The 23,024-nt window shown below is 65.0% G+C and carries 21 protein-coding genes; 7 read left to right on the plus strand and 14 right to left on the minus strand.

Annotated elements, in window-relative coordinates; genetic code table 11:
* Positions 1-83: 83 nt before the first annotated feature.
* The 5 genes from HRL41_RS06115 to serA form a co-directional block, all read right to left on the minus strand.
* Positions 84-1,814, minus strand: coding sequence for an AMP-binding protein (locus tag HRL41_RS06115; protein ID WP_172135995.1), 1,731 nt, complete (start codon positions 1,812-1,814; stop codon positions 84-86).
* A gap of 9 nt (positions 1,815-1,823) precedes the next feature.
* The gene (locus tag HRL41_RS06120; protein ID WP_165172847.1) at positions 1,824-2,405 is read right to left on the minus strand and encodes a helix-turn-helix domain-containing protein; all 582 of its coding nucleotides are present in this window, start codon (positions 2,403-2,405) and stop codon (positions 1,824-1,826) included.
* Between the two features lie 177 nt (positions 2,406-2,582).
* Positions 2,583-3,914: a dicarboxylate/amino acid:cation symporter gene (locus HRL41_RS06125; RefSeq protein WP_172135996.1), complete on the minus strand. Its 1,332-nt coding sequence runs from the start codon at positions 3,912-3,914 to the stop codon at positions 2,583-2,585.
* A 298-nt stretch (positions 3,915-4,212) separates the two neighbouring features.
* A complete protein-coding gene (locus tag HRL41_RS06130) occupies positions 4,213-5,733 on the minus strand; it encodes a 2-isopropylmalate synthase (RefSeq protein WP_172135997.1) in 1,521 nt (506 codons plus the stop codon).
* 123 nt (positions 5,734-5,856) lie between these two features.
* A complete protein-coding gene (gene serA / locus HRL41_RS06135; protein ID WP_172135998.1) occupies positions 5,857-7,434 on the minus strand; it encodes a phosphoglycerate dehydrogenase in 1,578 nt (525 codons plus the stop codon).
* 356 nt (positions 7,435-7,790) lie between these two features.
* On the opposite strand from serA, the gene HRL41_RS06140 reads away from it, so the two are divergent.
* The 4 genes from HRL41_RS06140 (at position 7,791) to HRL41_RS06155 (ending at position 10,578) form a co-directional block, all read left to right on the plus strand.
* A complete protein-coding gene (locus tag HRL41_RS06140) occupies positions 7,791-8,747 on the plus strand; it encodes a Fic family protein (RefSeq protein WP_172135999.1) in 957 nt (318 codons plus the stop codon).
* Positions 8,748-8,999: 252 nt separating this feature from the next.
* Positions 9,000-9,284: a type II toxin-antitoxin system RelB/DinJ family antitoxin gene (locus HRL41_RS06145; RefSeq protein WP_216662542.1), complete on the plus strand. Its 285-nt coding sequence runs from the start codon at positions 9,000-9,002 to the stop codon at positions 9,282-9,284.
* Positions 9,265-9,615, plus strand: coding sequence for a type II toxin-antitoxin system PemK/MazF family toxin (locus tag HRL41_RS06150; RefSeq protein WP_172136001.1), 351 nt, complete (start codon positions 9,265-9,267; stop codon positions 9,613-9,615). The genes HRL41_RS06145 and HRL41_RS06150 overlap by 20 nt, the downstream gene beginning before the upstream one ends.
* A 66-nt stretch (positions 9,616-9,681) precedes the next feature.
* Positions 9,682-10,578, plus strand: coding sequence for a Fic family protein (locus HRL41_RS06155; RefSeq protein ID WP_371808807.1), 897 nt, complete (start codon positions 9,682-9,684; stop codon positions 10,576-10,578).
* A 232-nt stretch (positions 10,579-10,810) separates the two neighbouring features.
* On the opposite strand, the gene serC is transcribed toward HRL41_RS06155, so the two are convergent.
* Positions 10,811-11,893, minus strand: a complete 1,083-nt coding sequence (serC, locus tag HRL41_RS06160; RefSeq protein ID WP_172136003.1) for a 3-phosphoserine/phosphohydroxythreonine transaminase — start codon at positions 11,891-11,893, stop codon at positions 10,811-10,813.
* 274 nt (positions 11,894-12,167) lie between these two features.
* Between serC and HRL41_RS06165 the strand changes: the two genes are divergently transcribed.
* The 3 genes from HRL41_RS06165 (at position 12,168) to HRL41_RS06175 (ending at position 14,652) form a co-directional block, all read left to right on the plus strand.
* Positions 12,168-12,662 carry a DUF5067 domain-containing protein gene (locus HRL41_RS06165; protein ID WP_172136004.1) on the plus strand — a complete coding sequence of 165 codons (495 nt, stop codon included), beginning with the start codon at positions 12,168-12,170 and terminating at the stop codon, positions 12,660-12,662.
* 84 nt (positions 12,663-12,746) lie between these two features.
* Positions 12,747-13,166: an XRE family transcriptional regulator gene (locus tag HRL41_RS06170; protein WP_165172806.1), complete on the plus strand. Its 420-nt coding sequence runs from the start codon at positions 12,747-12,749 to the stop codon at positions 13,164-13,166.
* A 94-nt stretch (positions 13,167-13,260) separates the two neighbouring features.
* Positions 13,261-14,652, plus strand: a complete 1,392-nt coding sequence (locus HRL41_RS06175; protein WP_172136005.1) for a serine/threonine-protein kinase — start codon at positions 13,261-13,263, stop codon at positions 14,650-14,652.
* Here HRL41_RS06175 and HRL41_RS06180 read toward each other — a convergent pair.
* The 8 genes from HRL41_RS06180 to ilvD all read right to left on the minus strand — a co-directional run bounded on the left by HRL41_RS06180 (position 14,649) and on the right by ilvD (position 22,916).
* A complete protein-coding gene (locus HRL41_RS06180) occupies positions 14,649-15,053 on the minus strand; it encodes a putative toxin-antitoxin system toxin component, PIN family (protein ID WP_172136006.1) in 405 nt (134 codons plus the stop codon). The genes HRL41_RS06175 and HRL41_RS06180 overlap by 4 nt on opposite strands.
* Before the next feature lie 11 nt (positions 15,054-15,064).
* The gene (locus HRL41_RS06185) at positions 15,065-15,355 is read right to left on the minus strand and encodes a hypothetical protein (RefSeq protein WP_172136007.1); all 291 of its coding nucleotides are present in this window, start codon (positions 15,353-15,355) and stop codon (positions 15,065-15,067) included.
* 155 nt (positions 15,356-15,510) lie between these two features.
* The gene (crcB, locus tag HRL41_RS06190; protein ID WP_172136008.1) at positions 15,511-15,891 is read right to left on the minus strand and encodes a fluoride efflux transporter CrcB; all 381 of its coding nucleotides are present in this window, start codon (positions 15,889-15,891) and stop codon (positions 15,511-15,513) included.
* Positions 15,892-16,278: 387 nt separating this feature from the next.
* The gene (locus tag HRL41_RS06195) at positions 16,279-17,346 is read right to left on the minus strand and encodes a YhcG family protein (protein ID WP_216662543.1); all 1,068 of its coding nucleotides are present in this window, start codon (positions 17,344-17,346) and stop codon (positions 16,279-16,281) included.
* 231 nt (positions 17,347-17,577) lie between these two features.
* Positions 17,578-18,573 carry a ketol-acid reductoisomerase gene (gene ilvC, locus HRL41_RS06200; protein ID WP_165172802.1) on the minus strand — a complete coding sequence of 332 codons (996 nt, stop codon included), beginning with the start codon at positions 18,571-18,573 and terminating at the stop codon, positions 17,578-17,580.
* A gap of 70 nt (positions 18,574-18,643) precedes the next feature.
* Positions 18,644-19,126: an acetolactate synthase small subunit gene (gene ilvN / locus HRL41_RS06205; RefSeq protein WP_165172800.1), complete on the minus strand. Its 483-nt coding sequence runs from the start codon at positions 19,124-19,126 to the stop codon at positions 18,644-18,646.
* A complete protein-coding gene (ilvB, locus tag HRL41_RS06210; protein ID WP_253904736.1) occupies positions 19,126-21,246 on the minus strand; it encodes a biosynthetic-type acetolactate synthase large subunit in 2,121 nt (706 codons plus the stop codon). Before ilvB ends, ilvN begins: the two co-directional genes overlap by 1 nt.
* Positions 21,243-22,916, minus strand: coding sequence for a dihydroxy-acid dehydratase (ilvD, locus tag HRL41_RS06215; RefSeq protein WP_172136009.1), 1,674 nt, complete (start codon positions 22,914-22,916; stop codon positions 21,243-21,245). The genes ilvB and ilvD overlap by 4 nt, the downstream gene beginning before the upstream one ends.
* Positions 22,917-23,024 lie beyond the last annotated feature (108 nt).

Consider the following 23,024-nt stretch of genomic DNA (forward strand, 5'->3'; position numbering starts at 1 on the left):
ACGAGGCAAGCGCGGGACGGGGGCGGCGCGGGCGCGGGCGCTGCCCGCCGGCGCCCCGCGCGACGCGCCCGCGTCCCGCTCCCCTACTTCCCGGCGCGCACCAGCTCCTCGGCCATCTCGCGCAGCTTGAACTTCTGCACCTTCATCGAGGGCGTCATGGGGAAGTCGTCCACGACGAACACGCGCTTGGGCACCTTGTAGCGCGCGATGCGCGGGATGGCCCACTGACGCACGTCGTCCTCGGTGAGGTCCTCGTGCCCCAGGCGCGTGCGCACGAAGGCGCCCACGATCTCGCCGTACTTCGCGTCGGGGATGCCCACCACCTGCGCGTCGAGGATGCCGGGGTGCCCCAGCAGGAAGTTCTCGATCTCGAGCGGGTAGATGTTCTCGCCGCCGCGGATGATCATGTCCTTGATGCGCCCCGTCACGCGGTAGTAGCCGTCCTCGTCGACCATGCCGAGGTCGCCCGAGTGCAGGTATCCGTCCGCGTCGATGGCCTCGGCCGTGGCCTCGGGCATCTTGTAATAGCCCTTCATGACGTTGTAGCCCTTGCAGCACAGCTCGCCCGGCTCGCCCACGCCGCAGACGTGCCCGTCGGACGGGTCGATCACGCGCACGTCGACCGGCGGGTGCGCGCGCCCGACCGTCTCGCACTTGTGCTCGATGTCGTCGTCGGCCGAGGTCTGCGTGAACACGGGGCTCGTCTCGGTGAGGCCGTAGCAGATGGTGATCTCCCGCATGTACATCTTGTCCATGACCTCGCGCATCGTCTCGGGCGGGCAGGGGCTGCCCGCCATGATGCCCGTGCGCAGGCTCGTGAGGTCGAACGTGTCGAAGTCGGGGTGGTTGAGCTCGGCGATGAACATGGTGGGCACGCCGTAGACCGCCGTGGCGCGCTCCTTGTGGATGGCCTGCAGCACGAGGCCCGCGTCGAAGTCCTCGACGATGACCATGGTGGAGCAGTGCGTGAGGTTCGCCATCACGCCGAGCACGCAGCCGAAGCAGTGGAAGAACGGCACGGGCAGGCACACGCGGTCGGCAGGTCCGAGCTTCTGACCCTCGCCGATGTAGAAGCCGTTGTTCAGGATGTTGCGGTGCGTGAGCATGACGCCCTTCGGGAAGCCCGTGGTGCCGGAGGTGTACTGCATCATGACGACGTCGTTGTTGTCGAACTGGTGCGCCGCCCACTCGAGCGAGCTGTCCGGGTAGTGCTGCCCCAGGAGCATGAGCTCGGGCACGCTGTAGAAGCCGCGGTGCTTCTCAGGCCCCATGTAGATGAGGTTCTCGAGGCAGGGGTACGTCTCGCTGCGCAGGAAGCCGCGCTGCTGCTCGAGCGACTCGGGCACCAGGCCGCGAATGATCTCGAGGTAGTCCACGTCGCGATAGGCGTCGATCACGCACAGCGCCTTCATGTCGGACTGCTTGAGCACGTAGTCGAGCTCGTGGCTCTTGTACACGGGGTTCACCGTGACCATGACGATGCCCGCCTTCGCGGTGGCGTACATGAAGGTGAGCCAGTCGGGGATGTTGCGCGCCCACACGCCGAGGTGGTCGCCCGGCTTCATGCCGATGGCGATCAGGCCCTTGGCCAGGTTGTCGGTGCGCTCGTCGAAGTCCCGGTACGTCCAGCGCAGGTCGCGGTCGGGGTAGACCACGAACTCGTGGTCGGGGTCTATCGCCACCTGGTCGCGGAAGTAGTCGCCGATCGTCTTCTCGGAGTGGAGCGGGTAGTCCGGCGAGCCGGGAACGGGCGCGGGAGCGGGCGTGGGAACGGGAACGGGCACGGGAGCAGAAGCGGAGGCGGGAGTGGTCATGCGCGCCCCCTACAACGGAGTGTACACGACGGCCAGGAACTTCGCCTTCTGCCCCTCGTGGGCGCGGACCTGGTGCGGCACGATGGAGTCGTAGTAGATGCTCTCGCCGGGATGCAGCACGTAGACCTCGCGGCCGTACTCGATCTCGATGCAGCCCTCCATGCCGAACAGCCACTCCTCGCCCTCGTGCCCCACGAGCTCGTGGTCCATCTCGCCGCACGGGTCGACCGTGATGATGAAGGGGTCCATGTGGCGCGAGGGGCGGCCCGCCGCCAGGCTGAAGTAGCTCAAGTCCCCCGCGTCGCTCGCGGTCTGGAGGCTCCGGGTGAGCTCCACCTCGCGCATCTGCTCGGTCGAGATATAGGCCGGGCCGAACGCCTCGTCGTCGTCCATGAGCGTGCCGAGGCGCACGCCGAGCGCGCGCGTGATCTTGATGAGCGGCGCGAGCGACGCCGGCGCCGTGCCCGACTCCAGATCCTCGATCACCGAGACGTCACAGCCGCAGCGGTCGGCCAGGTCCTGCGCGCTCAAGTGGTGCGCCGTGCGCAGCGTGACGATCTTGCGGCCGAGCTTGTTCTCCTCTTCAACCATGGGTGCCCTCTCTCTCCCTCGTGGTGCAGCTGTCATGCAGCAGGGCCGCCGCATCACGCCCGGCGTGGTGAGGCGGCCCTGCGTCCGCTTTCGTGTAGAGCGTATTATCACCCGAAACGAAGGCGATGGGGACGAGAATGCGGCACAAAATGAGCGCCGAGGGCGCCCTTCGCGCCCTTAGGCGGCGAGCTTCTGCTCCTTGCGCGCGTAGGAGCGCTTCTGGATCGCGTCGACGCTCTGGACCACCGCCGCGTCGCCCGTGATGTTCACCACGGTGCGCATCATGTCGAGGATGCGGTCGACGCCGGCCACGAGCGCGACGCCCTCCACCGGCAGGCCCACCGACTGGAGCACCATGGCGAGCATGATCATGCCGCTGCCGGGGACGCCCGCCGTGCCGATGGAGGCGAGCACCGCGGTGAGCACGATGGTGAACTGCTGGCCGATCGTGAGGTCGATGCCGAACACCTGCGCGATGAAGATGGCGCAGACGCCCTGGTAGATGGCCGTGCCGTCCATGTTGATGGTGGCGCCGAGCGGCAGCACGAACGAGGCCACCTCGTCAGACGCGCCCATCTTCTTGGCACACTCGAGGTTGAGCGGCAGCACGCCGACCGAGGAGGCCGACGCGAAGGCGAAGCCCATGGCGGGCGCCTGGTTCTTGAGGAACTTCAAGGGGCTCATGCGCGCGAACAGCTTCACGATGCCCGAGTACACGAGCGCGATCTGGCAGATCATGGCCACGTAGGCCACCACCACGAGCCACAGGAGCGGCGCCAGGACCTCCGGCCCGTTGTTCGCGATGACGGGCGTGATGAGGCCGAACACGCCGAACGGGGCGATCATGATGATGCCGTGCATCACCTTGATGCACACGTCCGACATCGCGTTGGTGAACTCCACCACGATGGCGGCCTTCTTGCCCGCCGCGATGATGCCGAAGCCGAACACGAGCGCGATCACGATGACCTGCAGCATCGTGGCGTCGGCCATGGGCTGCACGAAGTTCGACGGGAAGATGTTCACGATGGTGTCGATGAACGACGGGGCCTCCTTGGCCTCGTAGACGAGGTCCTCGGCCGGCAGGATGTAGCCCGCGCCGACGTTCATCACGTTGGCGAAGATCAGGCCGAGCGTCACGGCGAACGCCGTGGTCGTGAGGTAGAACACGATGGTCTTGCCGCCGATGGCGCCGACCTTCTTCACGTCCTCGAGCGACACCACGCCCGCGATGATCGAGAAGAGCACGAGCGGCACGACGATCATCTTGATGAGGTTGAGGAATATGGTGCCGAGCGGCTTGATGTAGGTGTCCGCGATCTCCGGCGTCCCCTGCAGCGCCAGGCCCGCCGCGACGCCGAGCGCGAGCGCAATGAAGATCCACGTGGTGAGCGAGAGCCGCTTGAACCACGGCTTCTTCGGCTCGTCTGCGACGGCGGCGCCGTCGGCGGGCGACGCCGACGGCGCGCTTTGCGCTTTCCCGGCGCGCGCCTCCTTGTCGTCAGTCATGAGGCTTACCCTTCCCTTCTATACATAAAAAATGGCGAAGCTCCACAAAAGAGCTTCGCCATTATAGGGTATTTCCCCCATCCGCACCCCAAAACCAGACGACGAATGCGGCTAACGGACAACGTCCCCGTGGGAGGTAAAAAGTCAGCGAGGGTTCTTGCGGTGCCTGAGATAGCCCCGCCGCAGGGCCAAGTGGGCTCCGCCCACGCCGAGCCCTGCACAAGGGGCTAGGTCAGGCACCGCAAGAAGCCGCAGCGTCGAGCAGTTCCGTTCGTCCCGTCAGGGCGAACGGAACAGATTAGCGCTTCTCGGAGAGCAGGCGGTTCAGGGCGTTGAGGTACGCCTTCGTGGACGACACGATGATGTCGCCGTCGGCGCCGCGCCCGGTGTACACCTCGCCGTTGCCGGCCTTCACGCGCACGGTCACCTCGCCGAGGGCGTCGATGCCGCGCGTGACGGACTGCACGGAGAACTCGGTGAGGTCGTTGTCTACCTTGATGATCTGGTTCACGGCCTTGTACACCGCGTCGACCGGGCCGGTGCCGTAGGCGCACACGGTGATCGGCTCGCCCTCGGGGTTCGCGAGCGTGAGCGTGGCCGTGGGCGTGAGCGGGAAGCCGCAGCTGATCTGGACGCTCTCGAGCGTGTAGAGCGCGCTCTCCTCGCGGTCGCGCTCGTTCACGAGGCTCTCGAGGTCCTCGTCGTAGACCTCCTTCTTCTTGTCGGCCAGGTTGAGGAACGCCTCGTACACCTGGTCGAGCTGCTCGCCCTCGAACTCGTAGCCGAGCTCCTCGAGGCGGTGCTTCAGGGCCGCGTGCCCGCTGCGCGCCGTGAGCACGATCTGGCTCGAGCCTGCGCCGACGTCGGCCGGGTCGATGATCTCGTAGGTGTCGCGCTTCTTCAGCACGCCGTCCTGGTGGATGCCCGAGGAGTGCGCGAAGGCGTTCGCGCCGACGATGGCCTTGTTGGCCTGCACGTTCATGCCGGTGATGGAGCTCACGAGGCGGCTCGCCTTGATGAACTCGCGGGTGTTGATGTCGGTGTGCGCGTCAAGCTCGGCCTCGTGCATGCGGATGGCCATGACCACTTCCTCCATGGCCGTGTTGCCCGCGCGCTCGCCGAGGCCGTTGACGGTGCACTCGACCTGCGTGGCGCCGTTCTTCACGCCGGCCATGGCGAGCGCCGTGGCCATGCCGAGGTCGTTGTGGCAGTGGACCGACACGGTGACGTTCTCGATGCCGCGCACGTTGTCCATGAGGTACTTGATGCGCTGGCCGAACTCCTCGGGCAGCGAGTAGCCCGTGGTGTCGGGGATGTTCACAACCGTGGCGCCCGCGTCGACGACCGCCTGGATGACCTTGACGAGGAAGTCGTAGTCGGACCTTCCCGCGTCCTCGGCGTAGAACTGCACGTCGCTCACGTACTTCTTCGCGTAGGACACCGCGTGCACGGCGCGCTCGATGCACTGGTCCTCGGTGATGCGCAGCTTGTCGCGCATGTGCGAGGGCGACACGCCGATGCCGGTGTGGATGCGGGGGCGCTTGGCGTACTTGAGGGCGTCGGCCGCCACGTCGATGTCCTTCTCGATGGCGCGCGTGAGGCCGGCCACCGTGGCGTCCTCGCCCGCGAGCTCGGCGATGCGGCGCACGCTCTCGAAGTCACCTGGGCTCGATATGGGGAAACCCGCCTCGATGACATCCACGTTCAACCGCAGCAGCTGGCGGGCGATGACGAGCTTCTCCTCCGTGTTCATGGAAGCGCCCGGCGACTGCTCGCCGTCGCGCAAGGTGGTGTCAAAGATGTTGATCTTGCGGGTCATGGTTCCTTCTTTCCTGTCTTACCTCGTGCGGTTAACCGCATTTGCACATGATAGCAAAAGGGGGCCGTCTTTCCAGCCCCCTCTCGCTTCGTCACATGGTATCCAGCTGCCGAGAACCGCGACCTACAGCGTGAGCGCCCAGAGGTTCTTCAGGTCGATGGCCGCGCGCAGCTCGTCGAGCACCTCCGCGCTCACCTCGCCCTCCACGTTCATGTACACGAGCGCGCACTGCTCGGCGGGCTTGGTGCCGATCTGCATGGTGGTGATGTTGACGCCCGCCGCGCCGAGGATGGTGCCGATGGTGCCGATGCGGCCCGGCGCGTCGACGTACTCGAAGATGAGCGAGTGCTTCGCGGGCGCCATGTCGATCTTGTACTCCATGATGGAGGCGATGCGCGCAGCCTGGTCGATGCCGAAGAGCGTCGACGAGATCTCCACGCCGTCAGCGACGACGCGCACCGCGGAGGCGTACTCCTGCGCGTCGGACACGCCCGCGGTCTGCACGGAGATGCCGTGGCGTGCGGCCACCGAGTCGACGTTCGAGGAGGTGACCGTGCTCAGGCGGCGGTACGTGAGGATGCCGTCGAGCACGCCCGCCACGAGCATCTCGGGGTCGGCGTCGGCGATGGTGCCCGCGAGCTCGACGCGCAGCGACTTCGGGATGTTGCCGAGCACCTGCGCGATGACGCGGCCCATCATCTTGCACGCCGGCACGTAGGGGCCGAGGGCGTCGAGCACCTCGGGCGGCAGCGGCGACACGTTGATGGCCGTGGGGACGATGGAGCCCTCCAGGCCCGCCCACACGTAGTTGGCGATCTGGACGCCCGCGCGCACCTGCGCCTCGCGCGTGACGGCGGCGATGTGCGGGGTGAGCAGCGCGTTGTCGAACTCGTGCAGCGGGCCCTCCGTGCAGGGCTCCTCCTCGTACACGTCGATGCCCACGGCCGCGATCTTGCCTGCGGCCACGAAGTCGGCCAGCGAGTCGGGCTGGTAGATGCCGCCGCGCGCCGCGTTCACCAGGATGACGCCGTCCTTCATGGCGGCGTACTCCTCGGGGCCGAACATGCCGATGGTGTCGGCGGTCTTGGGCAGGTGCACCGTGATGAAGTCGGCCTGGGTCACCACCTCGCTCACCGAGTCGTACAGCGTCACGCCGAGCTGCTCGGCGCGCTCGGGGCTGCAGTACGGGTCGTGGCCGATGAGGCGCATGCCGAAGGCGCAGGCGCGCTCGGCCACGAGGCCGCCGATGCGGCCGAGGCCGAAGATGGCGAGCGTCTTGCCGTAGAGCTCGGTGCCCACGAACTCCGTGCGCACCCACTGGCCTGCGTGCATGGAGGCGTTGGCCTGCGGGATCTTGCGCGCGGCGGCGAGCATGAGCGCCATGGTGTGCTCGGCGGCGCTCACGATGTTGGAGGTGGGCGCGTTGCACACGATGATGCCGGCCTCGGTGGCCGCCTCGATGTCGATGTTGTCGACCGTCACGCCGGCGCGCCCGATCACCTTGAGGTTCTCGGCGGCCTTTATCAGCGACGGCGTCACGAAGGTCTGAGAGCGCACGATGAGCGCCTCGTACGGCGGTATCACCTCGATGAGCTGCTCGGGCGTGAGGTCGAGCTTCACGTCAACCTGGTAGCCGCGCTTCTGCAGCGCCTCGATGCCCTCTTCGGCGATCTTCTCCGTAACCAGAATCTTCTTCGTCATGTGAGTCCCCATCATGTATGGCCGGCGAATCCGCGTGCGCCGCCAGGCGCGCGCCGCGCACGCAACGTACGCGTGCGCTCACGCAGCAGTGTAGGCGAGGTGCGCTCACCTGCGGCTAAGCAAGCGCCCAGGAATCGGCGGGCGAGCCGGAAAACGCGCGCGAGGAGCAGCAGGCGCACGCCAGGCAAGAAGAAAGCCGCTCAGCCCGAGCCTTGGCTCGCACCTCGATCCGCAAGCCCGATCGCACAGCCCGAGCGACTTTATACCGCCAATGGCGGTATAATCGTGGCGGTAATCAAAGATGCGAGAGCGCCGCGCTGGCGCTGTATTGCCGATAGCGACGTAAAGGAGGGGCTGTGCCTTACGAGCCGCCGTTCAACCGCAACGACCGCATCGCCCACCTCTGCATGGAGGTCGCAGAGCTCGTCGGCATGGTCTCCCCTCAGGCCGACCTCGCAGCAAGTCCCATGCTCCACCGCGAGCTGAGAATCAAGACCATCCACTCCTCGCTGCTCATCGAGGGAAACAGCCTCACCGAGGAAGCCGTGACGGCCATTCTCGACGGAAGGCGCGTGCTCGGCAGCGCCCGCGACATCCGGGAAGTCGAGAATGCCAAGCGGGCGTACGACCTCATCCCCGAGCTTGACCCCTATTCGCTTGAGGACCTGCTCAAGGCCCACCGCGTCATGATGGAGGGCCTCGTCGCCGAGGCGGGGCGCTTCCGCTCCGGCAACGTCGGCGTCTTCGACGGCGACAGGCTCATCCACGCCGGCACGCCAGCCGCCTACGTGCCCGAGGTCATGGCCGACATCTTCAGCTGGCTGGAGGCAACCGACATGCACCCGCTGCTCGCCTCATGCGTGTTCCACTTCGAGTTTGAGTTCGCTCACCCCTTCGCGGACGGCAACGGACGCGTCGGCCGGCTCTGGCACACGCTCCTCCTCTCGCGGTGGCGTCCCGTGCTGGCTTGGCTGCCCGTGGAGAGCACGATCAGACAGCGGCAAGCGGGATACTATGCCGCCCTCGCGAAATCCGACGCAGCGGGGTCGAGCGAAGCGTTCGTCGAGTTCATGCTGGAAGCAATACGCGACTCGCTCCGCCCCTTCGCCGCCCCGCAAAGCTCGCGCGAGCTCAACCTCGAGAGCGCGCTCGCCTACTTCCGCGCGTATCCCGCAGGCAGCGTCTCCGCCCTCGCCGAAAAGCTCGGCTGCTCCAAGCGCAGCGCCGAGCGCCTGGTGGCGGAGCTGAAGAGGGACGGCCGCCTCATCAGGGAAGGCAGCACCCGGTCAGGCACCTGGAGAGTTCGCCCGTAAGCGCCGACTCCGCCCTTGGCTGGCCCTTCTCACCCCAGAAGAGAAGACGTAAGCCGACAAGACCCACACCGCTGCCAACCACTCGAAGTAACGCCCCTGCGATTCGCCGTAAATCGTGCGGCGAATCTAAGGCCAATCGTCGCATCCATTATGAGCGTGCTTTTCACAATGCGAACAGATGACAGGAGCAATTGCCGAAAACCAAATCAGGGCATAAAATGGGCCTAGTTTCGTCCTAGGAGGATGATCGCCATGGCAGCACGTACCGCAGAGATAAAAGCCTACGTTGTCCCTGATGTGAAAGCGGAGGCGGCCGAGGTCTATGCCCGCTGGGGGATGAGCCTCAGCGACGCCATCAACGTCTTCCTGGTGAAATCCATTGATGCGGGCGGGCTTCCCTTCGACATGCGAGCTTCGTCGAAGCCGTGCTATGACCCGGCTTCGGTCCTGCCCGTTGATCCGCGCTGGGGAGCCAGCGTGTTGCCCGTCGACATGGATGACGAAGAGGACGACGTTTATGCCCAGCTCGTCCGTTAGCTTAGCCCCTTGGCAGGTCTGGCTTGCCTATGTGCGGTTCGCCGACCATCCGGATGTTGGCAAAGTACGCCCGGTCGTCATCATCAACCGCAATACCGTAGCGGTTATCGCGGCGAAGGTGACCTCGGCAAGCTCGAAGCCCCAGTACCAATACTATGAGCTTCTCGACTGGCAGGAAGAAGGTCTGCTCAAGCCATCGCGCATACAGCTTGCGCCGCTCGTTTCATTGAATCCCGAAGACCTTCTCCGTGGCGAGCCGTTAGGCTACCTGAGCGAGCGAGATAGGAGCGCTTTCGCAATCCTGCTTGAAAGCAGGGGTTATTGCCGATAGCGGCAATAAACATGCCGGATTTGGTATAGTGGGCCTATGCGTTCTTGCCGATGGAAAGCAGGTGTCGTGGAGTTCCTCCCAGCAGCAGCGATCGCCCGCTTATGGGGCGTCTCCGAAAGGAGCGTCCGGAACTACTGCGCGCAGGGCCGCGTCCCCGGGGCCTTCCGCACGGGAAGGATGTGGAGCATTCCCGCCGACGCTGAGAAGCCCGTGCGCCCCAACGCCCGCAACGCATCTTCGGGCAATCCTCTCCTCGCGCGGCTTCTTGAGGAAAAGGAGAGCGGCATCCGCGGCAGCATCTACCACAAACTGCAAGTCGAGTTCACCTACAACTCGAATCACATCGAAGGCTCCCGCCTCTCCCTCGACCAAACTCGCCTGATATTCGAGACCTCATCGATCAGCGACGAGGGAAGGATGCTCGCAGTCAACGACATCATCGAGACGGTGAACCACTTCAGATGCATCGACCTATGCCTCAAGAACGCCCGAAAGCCCCTGTCGGAGCATCTGATCAAAGAGCTGCACCGAACCTTGAAGGCAGGAACCTCGGACAGTTCCCGCCCCTGGTTCTCAGTGGGAGAATACAAGCAGGTCCCAAACGAGGTAGGCGGTCGGCCGACGTCGGCCCCCGAGGAAGTCCCCGCTCACATGACGGCGTTGATAAGGGAATACGATCCGCATGTCCCCCACTCGCTCGATCAGATCATCGACTTTCACGTAAGGCTTGAGCGCATCCACCCCTTCCAGGACGGCAACGGCCGCGTCGGCAGGCTGATCATGCTGAAGGAGTGCCTCAGCAACGGCGTTGTCCCGTTTGTCATAACCGAGGACATGAAGCTGTTCTACTACCGCGGCCTGGCGGAATGGGATGACGAGCGCGGCTTTCTCACCGACACCTGCCTCGCCGCGCAAGATCGCTTTGGGCGATGGATGGACTATTTCCGCATCCCCTCAGCGTGATGCCTTGCAACCCTATGCCGCCATCGGCTAGCTGCGCTAGAGCGCTGAGCGCTGCCAGGAAGGCCCGAAAGGAATGACCCCGGTCAGAGCCGGGGTCATTTGATGAGAGTCGCTTGAGGACTATATGCGTGCTACGTGCGGCCCGCGCTCTCATGCAGCCGCCACACGTGCGGTCCGCGCCCTCATGCGGCGGTCGCATGCGCGGCCCGCGTCGTCGCGCGATTGGGCTCCCCTACGCGTTCTCGCGCTCGAACTTGTCCATGAACTGGACGAGCGCCTCGACGCCGGCCTTCGGCATCGCGTTGTAGATGCTCGCGCGCATGCCGCCGACGGAGCGGTGGCCCTTGATGGACTCGATGCCAGCGCCCTTCGCCTCGGCCACGAACTTCGCGTCGAGATCGGTGTCGCCCGTGATGAACGGCACGTTCATGAGCGAGCGGTCCTCCTTGCGCGCCGTCGCCGTGAAGAGCTTGCTCTGGTCGAGGAAGTCGTACAGGATGCCCGCCTTCTCGACGTTGCGCGCCTTCATCGCCTCAAGGCCGCCCATCTCCTTCAGCCACTTGAACACGAGGCCGCAGATGTAGATGCCGTACGCCGGGGGCGTGTTCGACAGGCTCTTCGCGTCAGCCTGCGTCTTGTAGCGCATGATGGTCGGCGTGAACGGCAGCACGTCCTCGCGCACCAGGTCGTCGCGCACGATCACGATGACCACGCCCGCGGGGCCGACGTTCTTCTGCACGCCGCCGTAGATCAGGCCGTAGTCAGCCACGTTCACCGGCTCGGAGAGGAACATCGAGGACACGTCGGACACCAGCGGGATGTTGCCCGTGTTCGGCAGCTTCGGGTAGCGCGTGCCGTAGATGGTCTCGTTCTGGCAGATGTAGACGTAGTCGGCGTCGGGCGTGAACTCAAGGCCGTCGACGTCGGGCACGTAGGAGAAGTTGCCGTCCTCGGAGCTCGCCACGCAGCGCGCCTCGCCGTAGAGCTTCGCCTCCTTGAACGCCTTCTTCGACCACGAGCCGCTCACGATGTAGTCGGCCTTCTTGTTCTGCATGAGGTTCATCGGGATCGCCGCGAACTGCTGCGTGGCGCCGCCCTGGAGGAAGAGCACGTGGTAGTTCTCGGGGACGCCCATGAGCTCACGCAGGTCTGCCTCGGCCGTCTCGATGATCCGGGCGAACGGCTTGGAGCGGTGGCTCATCTCCATGACCGACATTCCGCAGCCGTCGTAGTCGAGCATCTCCGCCGCCGCCTGCTTCAGCACCTCTTCAGGCAGAACCGCCGGTCCCGCCGAGAAATTGTAAACCCTGCCCATTGTTAGCGCGCTCCTTTTGTCTTTCTTGCTGGAGTAACCCGGGCGGCGCGTTGCCGCCCCTTCTGCCTGACGCGGCAGAATTACTGTATTGTAGCGCCAATTTAGCACGCTAAAGCGAGATATCGCCAGAAGGCGGGAATCCCCTACCCCGAGCCCCGTTGACGTGCCCCAAGGGCAACAACAGGCTGGCGCCAAACTCTTAGCTCCCAGCTAATGTTTTCGACAATCACTTTGTCTATGCTGATTACGTCTCAGACGAGTGAAAGGAACTCACATGACCAAGCGAATTGCACTGATCAGCATAACATGCGCCCTGGCGGCAGGCGTGGCGCTTGCAGGCTGTTCTTCAACGGAAAGCTCAAGCACGAGCAGCGCAGATCAGTCGGGCGAGCCTCGGCAGGCGGCTCAGGAAGAGAAGGCAGCTGAGTCGAAGTACGCCGTGACCATTGACGACTGCGCCGTCACAACTGACTACGAGGGCAATCCGGCGGCTGTCGTCACCTACACGTTCACCAACAACTCCGACGAGGCCACGAGCTTCATGGTGGCAATACACGACCAATGCTTCCAGAACGGCGTGCAGCTTGAGCTAGCTCTCGTAAGCGACCTGGACTCTTCTCGCACGATGAGCGAGATTAAGCCCGGCGCCTCCATCACCGTCCAACAAGCATACGCACTCGACGACCAATCGGACCTGACCGTGGAATGCACCGAGCTCATCAGCCTCGACGACACCGTCTTGGCCGAAGCAACCTTCTCCGTCGCCTAAAGACCCAGAGTCTGCGCGAGCGCGTTCTCGCGTTTTCTTGATATGATGGTCAAAAAGCCGGCCAAGAAGAGGAAGAAGAAGCGCGTGAAGGAGCCTTTGACCGATGAGCTGCTCGACGAGCTGCTGAGCGCTCCCGACCCGCGCGCGTTCACGAGCAAACACCGCCTGACGAGCCGCGATCTCCCGACCTACCTCAACCAGCTGCTCGACGAACGCGGCCTCACGCGCGCAGGCGTGATACGAGCCGCCAGCCTCAACGAGACGTTCGGCTACCAGATATTCGTCGGGCAGCGCGGCGCCTCGCGCGACAAGATCCTCCAGCTCGCCTTCGCCATGCAGCTCACCCTGAAGGAGGCCAACCGCCTCCTTCAGGCAGCTGGCGCGAACGAGCTGTACTGCAAGCGCCGCCGCGACGCCATCATCATCTTCTGCCTCACACACGGCTACAGCCTGCAGAAGGCCGACGAGGAGCTCTACCGCTTCGGCGAGGAGACCATCTGCTAGCCCGCGCGCTCTATGAGTTCGCGCGCCGCACGCTCTGCGAGCCTATGCGTTCCGCGAACCCGCAAACAAGCAAACTCTGATAGCATGTCAAAGCATGACCGACGAACTCGCCGAACATCTCAACGCCCTCGCACGCGACGACAACTACCGCGTGGACTCCGTCCTGAAGGAAAGCGCGCTCGAATGCACGCAGCGCGTGTTCTTCACCGGGGCGAACGGCGCGGAGATGGGGCCTTTCATCCGCAAGCGCTTCGACTGCGACGCGGGATTGGGCCTAGCCTATGAGCGGCTCTTGGCGGCGCAGCAAACCGGGCGGCGCTTCCTTCACCTCCCGCGCATTCTCGACTGCTACTGCGCGGGAGAGCAGCGCGTCGTCGTCATGGAGTACGTCCCCGGCGAGACGCTCGCCGATCTCGTGTACCGCCTCGATCCCTCGCCCGAGCTCGCAGCGCGCGTGTTTCCGCAGCTCTGCCGCGCCGTGCGCGAGCTGCACGAGAGCTTCGACCCGCCGATCATCCACCGCGACCTCAAGCCCTCTAACGTCATCATCGCCGACGAGAGCCTTACGGTCATCGACCTCAGCATCGCGCGCACCTATGACGACGAAGCCGAGGATGACACGAAGCACTTCGGGACGCGCGCCTACGCCCCGCCTGAGCAGTTCGGCTACAGCCAGACCGACACGCGCAGCGACGTGTACGCGCTCGGTCTTCTGCTGTACTTCTGCCTCACCGAGAAGACGCCCGACGCGCAAGCGCGCAGGCACGACTTCGCCTCGCCGCTCATCCCCGAGCCGCTTCGCCGCGTGATCGCGCATGCGGCGGCCTTCGACCCCGATCAGCGATTCTCGAGCGTCGACGAGCTGCAAGGTGCCTTCGAGCAGGCGATTGGGCTGGTCAAGGCCGAGGCGGGAACAGCGGGGGCGTCCGAAGCGCACGCTTTCCGCGAAAGGGGGCTTGTCTCATGCGAACCTGCGGCGATTGCGCTGCCAAACGACACGCTTGCGGCGCAGGACCCGCGCGCGTATATGAGCGAGAGCGCGAAGGCAGACGCATCCGCGGCAAACGCACCCGCAGGAGCAGGGACTGACGTATCCGCGCAGACGTTTGCGCGCGACAATTCGCCTGCGCACGTCGCGCCTGTGCGAAAGCGCCCTTCCCGCGCCTTCGCAACCGCGCGGAACGTCGTGGTCCTGCTCGTATTCGGCATCTTCTTCGCCGTGGTAACGGAGATGATCTTCCTCCCCCGACCAGGGCAGATTGACGAGTTCGCGCCGCTTTGGCTTCGCCTGGCCTCCAACTACACGCTGCTCTTCCTGTTCCTCGGCCCCGCGTTCTACCTCGCGCTCGACCGCCGCCGCCTCAAGGAGCGGTTCCCGCGCCTCGGCGCCTGCTCGCGCAAGCGCGAGCTGCTCCTCTGCCTCGTAGTCGCAACCGTCGGCTTCGTCGCCGTCGGCATCATGTCGCAGTTCTACCCAAGCAGCTAGCCTTTGCCTCCAACAGCCCCGTTGACATATCCCGCGGGCGAGAACATGCGGTTCTCTTTCGGGAAGTGCTTAAGATTTCCCGTGACGAGAAGCGCGTCAGCAGAATGAATGACGTCGTAGAATTCCTGGTCATCGGGATCTGGGCAAGTGGGAAAGCCCGTCATCCCCGCCAGCTTCTCCTGTCGAACGCCCAGATGACGTATCTCGCCCAGAACGAGCTCGACGTCACGTTCGCGAAACTTGAATTTAGGACGCCTGAGCACCTCAGCATACTCAGCCATGATCGCCGAGGAATAGACGGGCACGAATTCTCGTGCGATCATCTTTCGCAGAAGGAGCGCCGGATATCCGTGATCAAGATGCGAGATCATAGCCGACACAACCACGTTGGTGTCGAGCACGACGTACCGTATCATGCGCGCGTCCCGCGACGCTCAGAGCGCACCACAGCGATCTCGGCGTCGATGTCCTCAAGCGTCACGCCACTTGCCACATTGCGCTTCCACATGAGCTCAAGCTCACGCTGGGCAACCCACTGATCGTAAGAGCGAATCGCCTCGTTCATGGTATCGAACATCGAGAGGTCAACCATCATGCAATCGACTTTGCCGTCGTTTGCCACAAAAGCGCATCCGTCCCTGCGAACCGCCTCGTAAACCGCCTTGGTCCGAGACGCAAGCTCCGCTGAAGTGAATACGTTCATGTCGCCCCCCTACGCATATGCACCGACCGTGGTCCTGGGGAATCATGGGCATAATATTGCACACTATGCCGTGCAGGGCAATAGGAGAAAAGATGGAGCGCTTAGGCTCATTGACGTAGCGCTGGGGTGCGCTTGTTCGCACACGCGCTTGGTTCCTACCTCGCGAGCCACATGCCGAGAGCGCAGGCGGCGAGGCACGCGATGACGCTTGCGCCCGCGTAGAGCGCCGCCATCACCCAGTTCCCCTGCTCAAGGAGTTGAAGCGTCTCGAGGCTGAACGTGGAGAACGTGGTGAACCCGCCGCAGACGCCCACCTTCAGAAACAGCAGCAGCTGCGGGTTCATGCTGACGTTCTTCGCGAACGTCGCCGCGATGAGGCCGATGGCGAGCGCGCCGAGCACGTTCACCACGAACGTGACGAGCGGAAACCCCGACGCCGAGGCGCCCCCGACGGGCAGAAGCCCCATCAGGTAGCGGCACACCGCGCCCACAAACCCGCCCATGCCCACGACCAGGCAGTTAACGAGCAATCCCATGCGCTATACCAGCTTCTTGAAGGCAAGGCGCCCGAAAACGCCCCCAACGAGATCATTCACGTTAACCTCAGAGGTCACACCAGCCGCATCAGCCGTACCAGCCGCGCCATCCACGTCATTCATGCCATTCGCCGCGTCAACGCTATATGCGCGCGCCACCCTCAACTCCACGAACGCCCTTCCTCGCTCTCTGCGTCTCCGTCTCAATCGCGAGAGAGATTGTAGCATGCATACCCCGCCGCATTCGCCCGAAAGAGCTACGGCGCATGCACGCCGTAGCTCTTTCAGAAGGGAGCGCGCTTCCGAAACGCGCTCGTCCTGATGACTTTCTCACTTCAATCACCATGCCGCGAGGCGGCGAAGAGACGCGCTTCGCGCTTTTCTTCGCTAGTCGAGATCAGCCATCCTCGCTTCCTCGAGGGCGCGAAACTCGGCGTTAAGCTCTTGGGCGAGCTCCTCTTCAGTGGGCAGGTACGGCAAGCACTTAGAGGCGAAGATCTGCCGATTGTCCTCCGGCAGCGTGTAGCGCACAACCGAATCGCTCTTGTCGGCGCACAGCAGTATGCCGATGGGATGGTTGTCTCCCTCGTTCATGAGCTCGCGTGTGTAATAGTTCACGTACATCTGCATCTGCCCGATGTCCTGATGCGTCAAGTCGGCGGTCTTGAGGTCAACGAGCACGAAGCAGCGCGCCAGGTAGTTGTAGAAAACCAGGTCGATGTAGAAGTGACGCCCGTCAAGACTGATGCGCTTCTGACGAGCGACGAACGAGAACCCACGCCCAAGCTCGAGCATGAACTCTTGCAGGTGATCGATGAGCGCCTGCTCCATGCTGCTTTCATACAGGTGGGCAGACTGCGGGAGATCGAGAAACTCCAGCACGTAGGGATCGCGGATGATGTCGCGTGGCGTCGGCGGCTGTTCCGTACGCTGGATCTCCGCAGCAACCGACTCCTTGTCGCGGCTAGCCAGCAGCCGCTCGTGAAACCTCGTGTCGATCTGCCGTTTCAGCTGCCGCGTGCTCCAACCGCTGTCAGCGCATTCGTTCATGTACCACATGCGCTCATCGGCGTTTGGGATCCTCGCAAGCTCCCGGTAGTGGCTCCAGGACAATTCATCACGCAGCGTGTGATGAATTGGGAACGATAGGTAGACCAGGCGCATGTACCTCAAATTGGTAGGCGTGAAGCCTTTGCCAAAGTCCTCGGTCAAACGATCAGAAAGCTCCGCTATGAATCGAGAGCCGTATCGAGCCCTTTTCTCATCTCCCAGCTGCTCAACGATGCTCTTCCCCACTCTCCAATACGCATGTACCATTTCCCTGTTCACAGCTGCGTACGTCTTCTGCCGAGCGGTTTCCAGAATCGAGCGAATCTGAGCATAGTACGCGTCGCTCACGAGAACCGCCTCAACGCCTACCTCAGCCTCTTCGACCTCAAGCTTGCTCTCCTCCATGCTCCACCTCCGAGTCCGCGACGCGCCGCGTCGCAAATAGCCCAAACAACCTGTCAGAAACCCTGAACTCATTGCCCACGCAAAACTCGCAGAACACATGCTCCTTGTAGCGGCAGAGACATTTTACCGCTTCGCGCGCCTCCAAAAGTGGAGGAAGCGAGCCTCTTGCAGGCTCGCTTCCTCCTCGAAGAGCGCAGGCGCCCCTTGTCTCAGCTGCTTCCCAGCTTTCAGCTACTTCTTGATCCAGCTGAACATCGAGCGGATGTTCTCGCCGGTCTGCTCGATCAGGTGGTCGTTGATGGCCTCGCGCTGCTCGATGAGCCACTTGTGGTCGTTGTTGCAGTCAGCCACGAACTCGCGCGCGAACTCGCCGTTCTGGATGCGCGCCAGGATGAGCTTCATGGCCTCGCGGCTCTGCTCGTTGATGACCTTCGGGCCCGCGTAGTACTCGCCATACTCGGCGGTGTTGGAGATCGAGTAGTTCATGAAGTGGATGCCGCTCTCGTACATGAGGTCGACGATCATCTTCATCTCGTGGTAGCACTCGAAGTACGCGAGCTCCGGCGGATACCCCGCGTCCACGAGCGTCTCGAAGCCGGCCTTCACGAGCTCCACCAGGCCGCCGCACAAAACGGCCTGCTCGCCGAAGAGGTCCTCCTCGGTCTCCTGCGCGAAGGTGGCCTTGATGATGCCGGAGCGGGCACCGCCCACGCCCCAGCAGTACGACATCGCGATGTCCCACGCGTCGCCGGTGGCGTCCTGCGCCACGCACGCGAGGTCAGGCACGCCGGAGCCCTCGGTGTACTGGCGGCGCACGATGTGGCCCGGGCCCTTCGGCGCGCACATGATGACGTTCACCGTCTCAGGCGGGGTGATGTAGCCGTAGTGGATGTTGAAGCCGTGCGCGAAGGCGAGCGTGTCGCCGTCATGCAGATGCGGCGCGATCTGCTCGGTGTAGACCTTCGCCTGCAGCTCGTCGGGCACGAGGATCATGATGAGGTCGGCTTCCTCGGCGGCGTCCTCGATGGACATCACCTTGAGGCCCGCCTCCTCGGCCGCGGCGGCCGACTTGGAGCCCGCGCGCAGGCCGACGCGCACGTCGCAGCCCGAGTCCTTCAGGTTCAGCGCATGCGCGTGGCCCTGGGACCCGTAGCCGATGATGGCGATCTTCTTGCCCTGGATGATCTGCGGGTTGCAATCCTCTTCGTAATAGATGGTAACAGCCATGGTTTCCTTCGATCCTTTCCTGTCAGCTGTTGTGCTTCGCTATGCAAGCAGGCGCGGGCGCCTGTTGTTGCTATTCCTTCGCGTTGCGCGACATGGCGATCTTGCCCGTGCGCACGATCTCCTTGATGCCGTAGGCGCGGAAGAGGTCCTCCAGGCCCTTGAGCTTCTCCTCGTCGCCGGTGGCCTCGATGGTGAGCGAGTTGCGCCCCACGTCGACGATCTTCGCGCGGAAGATGTTGGCGATCTCGATGATCTCGTTGCGGCGCTCGGGCGCGGCGTTCACCTTGAACAGCACCAGCTCGCGCTCGATCGCGCCCTCGTCGGTGAGGTCGGTGATCTTGTGCACGCTGATGAGCTTGTGCAGCTGCTTGGTGATCTGCTCGTAGGCCACGTCGTCAGCCTTGACGATGGCCGTCACGCGCGACATGGTGGCGTCCTCGGTGGGTCCCACCGACAGCGACTCGATGTTGAAGCCGCGGCGCGAGATGAGGCCGGTGACGCGCGAGAGCACGCCGGGCTTGTTCTCGACCAGGACGGAAAGCACGTGCTTCATTAGTTCCCTCCTTCCGCGGCGGACGCGGGGGCGGTGGCGGATGCCACGGCGGACGCGGGGGCAAGCGCTGCAGCGGGTGCGGGGGCCGCCTCAGCGCCGGGTGCGGAGCCGCCCGCGGACGTGCCGCCAGCCCCGCCCGCAAGCGCAGCCGCCTCGCCCAGGCGCGCGCCCTTGTCGTCGGGGTCGCTCTCCCAGCGGCCGCCGAACTGCGCGTCGATCTGCGCGCAGGGCGACGGCGCCGTGTGGACCTCCTGCGCGAGGTCGTCGAGCGCGCCCGCCGGCACGTCGGTGCGCACCGCGCCGACCGCCACGTCGATGGCGCCCATGATGTTGTCGAGCGCCGCGCCCGGGGCCACCATCGGGTACACGTTCTGCTCGCGCGAGATGGCCACGTCGAGCAGGTAGGGGCCCTGCGCCGCGAGCATCCGCGCGATGGCCGCGCTCACCTCGGCGGGGTCCTCCACGCGCTCGCCCTGCCAGCCGTAGGCGTCGGCGAGCTTCACGAAGTCGGGGTTGGCCTCGAGCAGCGTCTGCGAGTAGCGCTTCGCGTAGAAGAGCTTCTGCCACTGGTGCACCATCCCCAGGCAGCGGTTGTCCATGATGAGCACCTTCACGGGCACGCCGTTGATGGCGGCGGTGGCCATCTCCTGCGAGTTCATCTGGAACGACCCGTCGCCGGCGATGCACACCACCTTGCAGTCGGGCCGCGCGATGGCGGCGCCGACGGCCGCCGGGAAGCCGAAGCCCATGGTGCCCAAGCCGCCGCTCGAGAGGAAGGTGCGCGGCAGCTCGCGGTCGATGAACTGGTGCGCCCACATCTGGTGCTGGCCCACCTCGGTCACCACGATGGAGCGCGCGGGGTCGAGCTGCGTCGAGAGGCTCTCGAGCACGAGCTCGGGGATGATCTCGTCGGCGCCGTCGCCCACGCCCGGATGGTAGAACGGGAAGCGCTCGCGCCAGGCGTTGATGCGAGAAAGCCACGCCTCGGTGTGCGCCTCGGCGCCGTCCTTGTGCAGCTGGTCGACGAGCCCCGCGAGCACGCCCTTGAGGTCGCCCACGATGGGAACCTGGCATGCGCGGATCTTGCCGATCTCGGCCGGGTCGATGTCGATGTGGATCACCTTCGCATGCGGGGCGAACTCGGAGAGGCGCCCCGTGACGCGGTCGGAGAAGCGCGCGCCCGCCGCGATGATGAGGTCGCTCTCGGTCATGGCGAGGTTGGAGTACTTCGCACCGTGCATGCCCACCGGCCCCAAGTTGAGCGGGTGCGACGCCGGGAAGGCGCCCTTGCCCATGAGCGTGGTGACCACGGGGATCTGCATGAGGTCTGCGAGGCTTGCGAGCTCCGCGGACGCCTCGGAGATGGTCACGCCGCCGCCCACGTAGAGGATGGGCTGGTCAGACTCCTCGATGAGCTCGGCTGCCGCGCGGATCTGCTTGGCGTTGCCGCGGTAGGTGGGCTTGTAGGAGGGCAGGTTCACCTCGTCGGGGTATTCGAACGTCATGGACGCGCCCGCCAGGTCAGACGGGATGTCGATGAGCACCGGCCCCGGGCGCCCCGTCACCGCGATGTGGAACGCCTCGCGGAAGGTGCGCGTGAGCTCGTCGGTCGACTGGAGCAGAAACGAGTGCTTCACCACCGGCATGGTGATGCCCACGATGTCGGACTCCTGGAAGGAGTCGGTGCCGATGACGGCGCGCGGCACCTGGCCCGTGATGACCACGAGCGGAACCGAGTCCATGTAGGCCGTGGCGATGCCCGTGACCGTGTTGGTGGCGCCCGGGCCGCTCGTCACGATGACCACGCCGGGCTTGCCGGTTGCGCGCGCGTAGCCGTCGGCCATGTGCACCGCGCCCTGCTCGTGGCGCGCGAGCACGTGGTTGATCTGCGTGAAGTCGTACAGCGCGTCGTAGATCTTGATGGCCTGCCCGCCCGGGTAGCCGAAGACGGTGTCGACGCCCTCCGCCTCGAGCGACGCGATGACGGCCTCGGCGCCGAGCATCTCGCGGCCCTGCTTGGCCGTGCGCGAGCCCAGCCCGCGCGGCGCGCCCACGCTGGCGGCCGTGCGGCGCGCCTCAGCCGTGCGGCGCGCCTCGGTCTTCTCGTTCGTTGCACTCATGAGACATACGCCCCCTTGTCTGCGGAAGAGACGAGCTTGGCGTACTTCGCGAGCACGCCGTGGTCGTGCTTGGGCGCCGGCGCCACCCACGCCGCGCGCCGCGCCGCCAGCTCCTCGTCGGGCAGGTTGAGCCGAAGGACGCCGCCCTCGATGTCGACGGTGACCGAGTCGCCCTCCTCGATGAGGGCGATGGGGCCGCCCGCCGCGGCCTCGGGGCTCACGTGCCCCACGGCCGGGCCCTTCGTGGCGCCGGAGAAGCGCCCGTCGGTGATGAGCGCGACGCTCGTGGAGAGCCCCATGCCGCAGATGGCGCTCGTGGGCGTGAGCATCTCGCGCATGCCCGGGCCGCCCTTGGGGCCCTCGTAGCGGATGACCACCACGTCGCCGGCGTTGATGGCGCCGGCGTTGATGGCCGCGCACGCCTCCTCCTCTGAGTTGAAGCAGCGCGCGGGGCCGGTGTGCCTCATCATGGACGGGTCGACCGCGCTCTTCTTCACGATGGCGCCGTCAGGCGCCAGGTTGCCGTGCAGCACGCGCAGGGCGCCCACCGCCGAGAAGGGGTTGTCGTGAGTGCGGCACACCTCGCCGTCGGCCGGCGGGCAGCAGGCGCCCAGGTAGTCGGGCAGCGGGCCCATGCAGGTGAGCGCGCGCTCGTCGAGCAGCCCCAGCTCGGCCAGCTCGTGCATGACCACGGACACGCCGCCGACCTCGTAGAGGTCGGAGAGCGGGCGCGGGCCGGAGGGCTGCAGCTTCACGAGGTGCGGGGTGCGGGCGCTCGCGGCGTCCCAGTCATCCATGGTGATGGGGTGCCCCGCCGCCTGCGCGATCGCCGTGAGATGCAGCACCGTGTTGGTGGAGCCGCCGAAGGCCATGTCGCACTCCATGGCGTTGCGGATGGCGGCCTCGCTCACGATGTCGCCGATCTTCACGTCCTTCTCGACGAGCTCCATGATCTTCATGCCCGCATGCTTCGCGAGGCGGATGCGCTCGGAGTACACCGCCGGGATGGTGCCGTTGCCGGGAAGCGCGATGCCGAGCGCCTCGCACAGGCAGTTCATCGAGTTCGCCGTGAACAAGCCCGAGCAGCTGCCGCACGTGGGGCAGGCGGTGTTCTCGAAGTAGCTGAGCTCCTCCTCGGTCATGGTGCCGTTCGTCACGGCCGCCGCGCCGTCGAACAGCGTGTTGAGGTCGGTGGTGGGGCCGCATCCCCCCTTCTGCTTGCCGGCGAGCATGGGCCCGCCCGACACGAACACCGTGGGGATGTTCACGCGCAGGGCGCCGAGGATCATGCCGGGGACGATCTTGTCGCAGTTCGGGATGCACACGATGCCGTCGAACGCGTGGCCCTGCACCGCGCACTCGAGCGAGTCGGCGATGGCCTCGCGCGACACGAGCGAGTAGTGCATGCCGTCGTGGTTCATGGCGATGCCGTCGCACACGCCGATGGTGGAGATCTCGAACGGCACGCCGCCGGCCAGGTAGATGCCGGCCTTCACGGCCTCGGCGATCTTGTCGAGGTTGGTGTGCCCGGGGATGATGTCGTTGCGCGAGTTGAACACGGCGATGAAGGGGCGCTTCATCTCCTCGTCGGTGATGCCGTCTGCCTTGAGCAGGCTGCGGTGAGGCGCGCGTGCCACGCCGCACCGCACCTGGTCGCTTCTAAGCTGCATGCTCTTTCGCTCCTTCCGCTCACAATAAAAAATCCCAGCGCAGAGCTGCACCAGGACCCAGACGAACGGAATGCGCCGACTGCGCTTGCGAGCAGCGCGCGGGCATCG

This window comes from Adlercreutzia sp. ZJ473, assembly GCF_013185065.1.
Taxonomy (GTDB): domain Bacteria; phylum Actinomycetota; class Coriobacteriia; order Coriobacteriales; family Eggerthellaceae; genus CAAEEV01.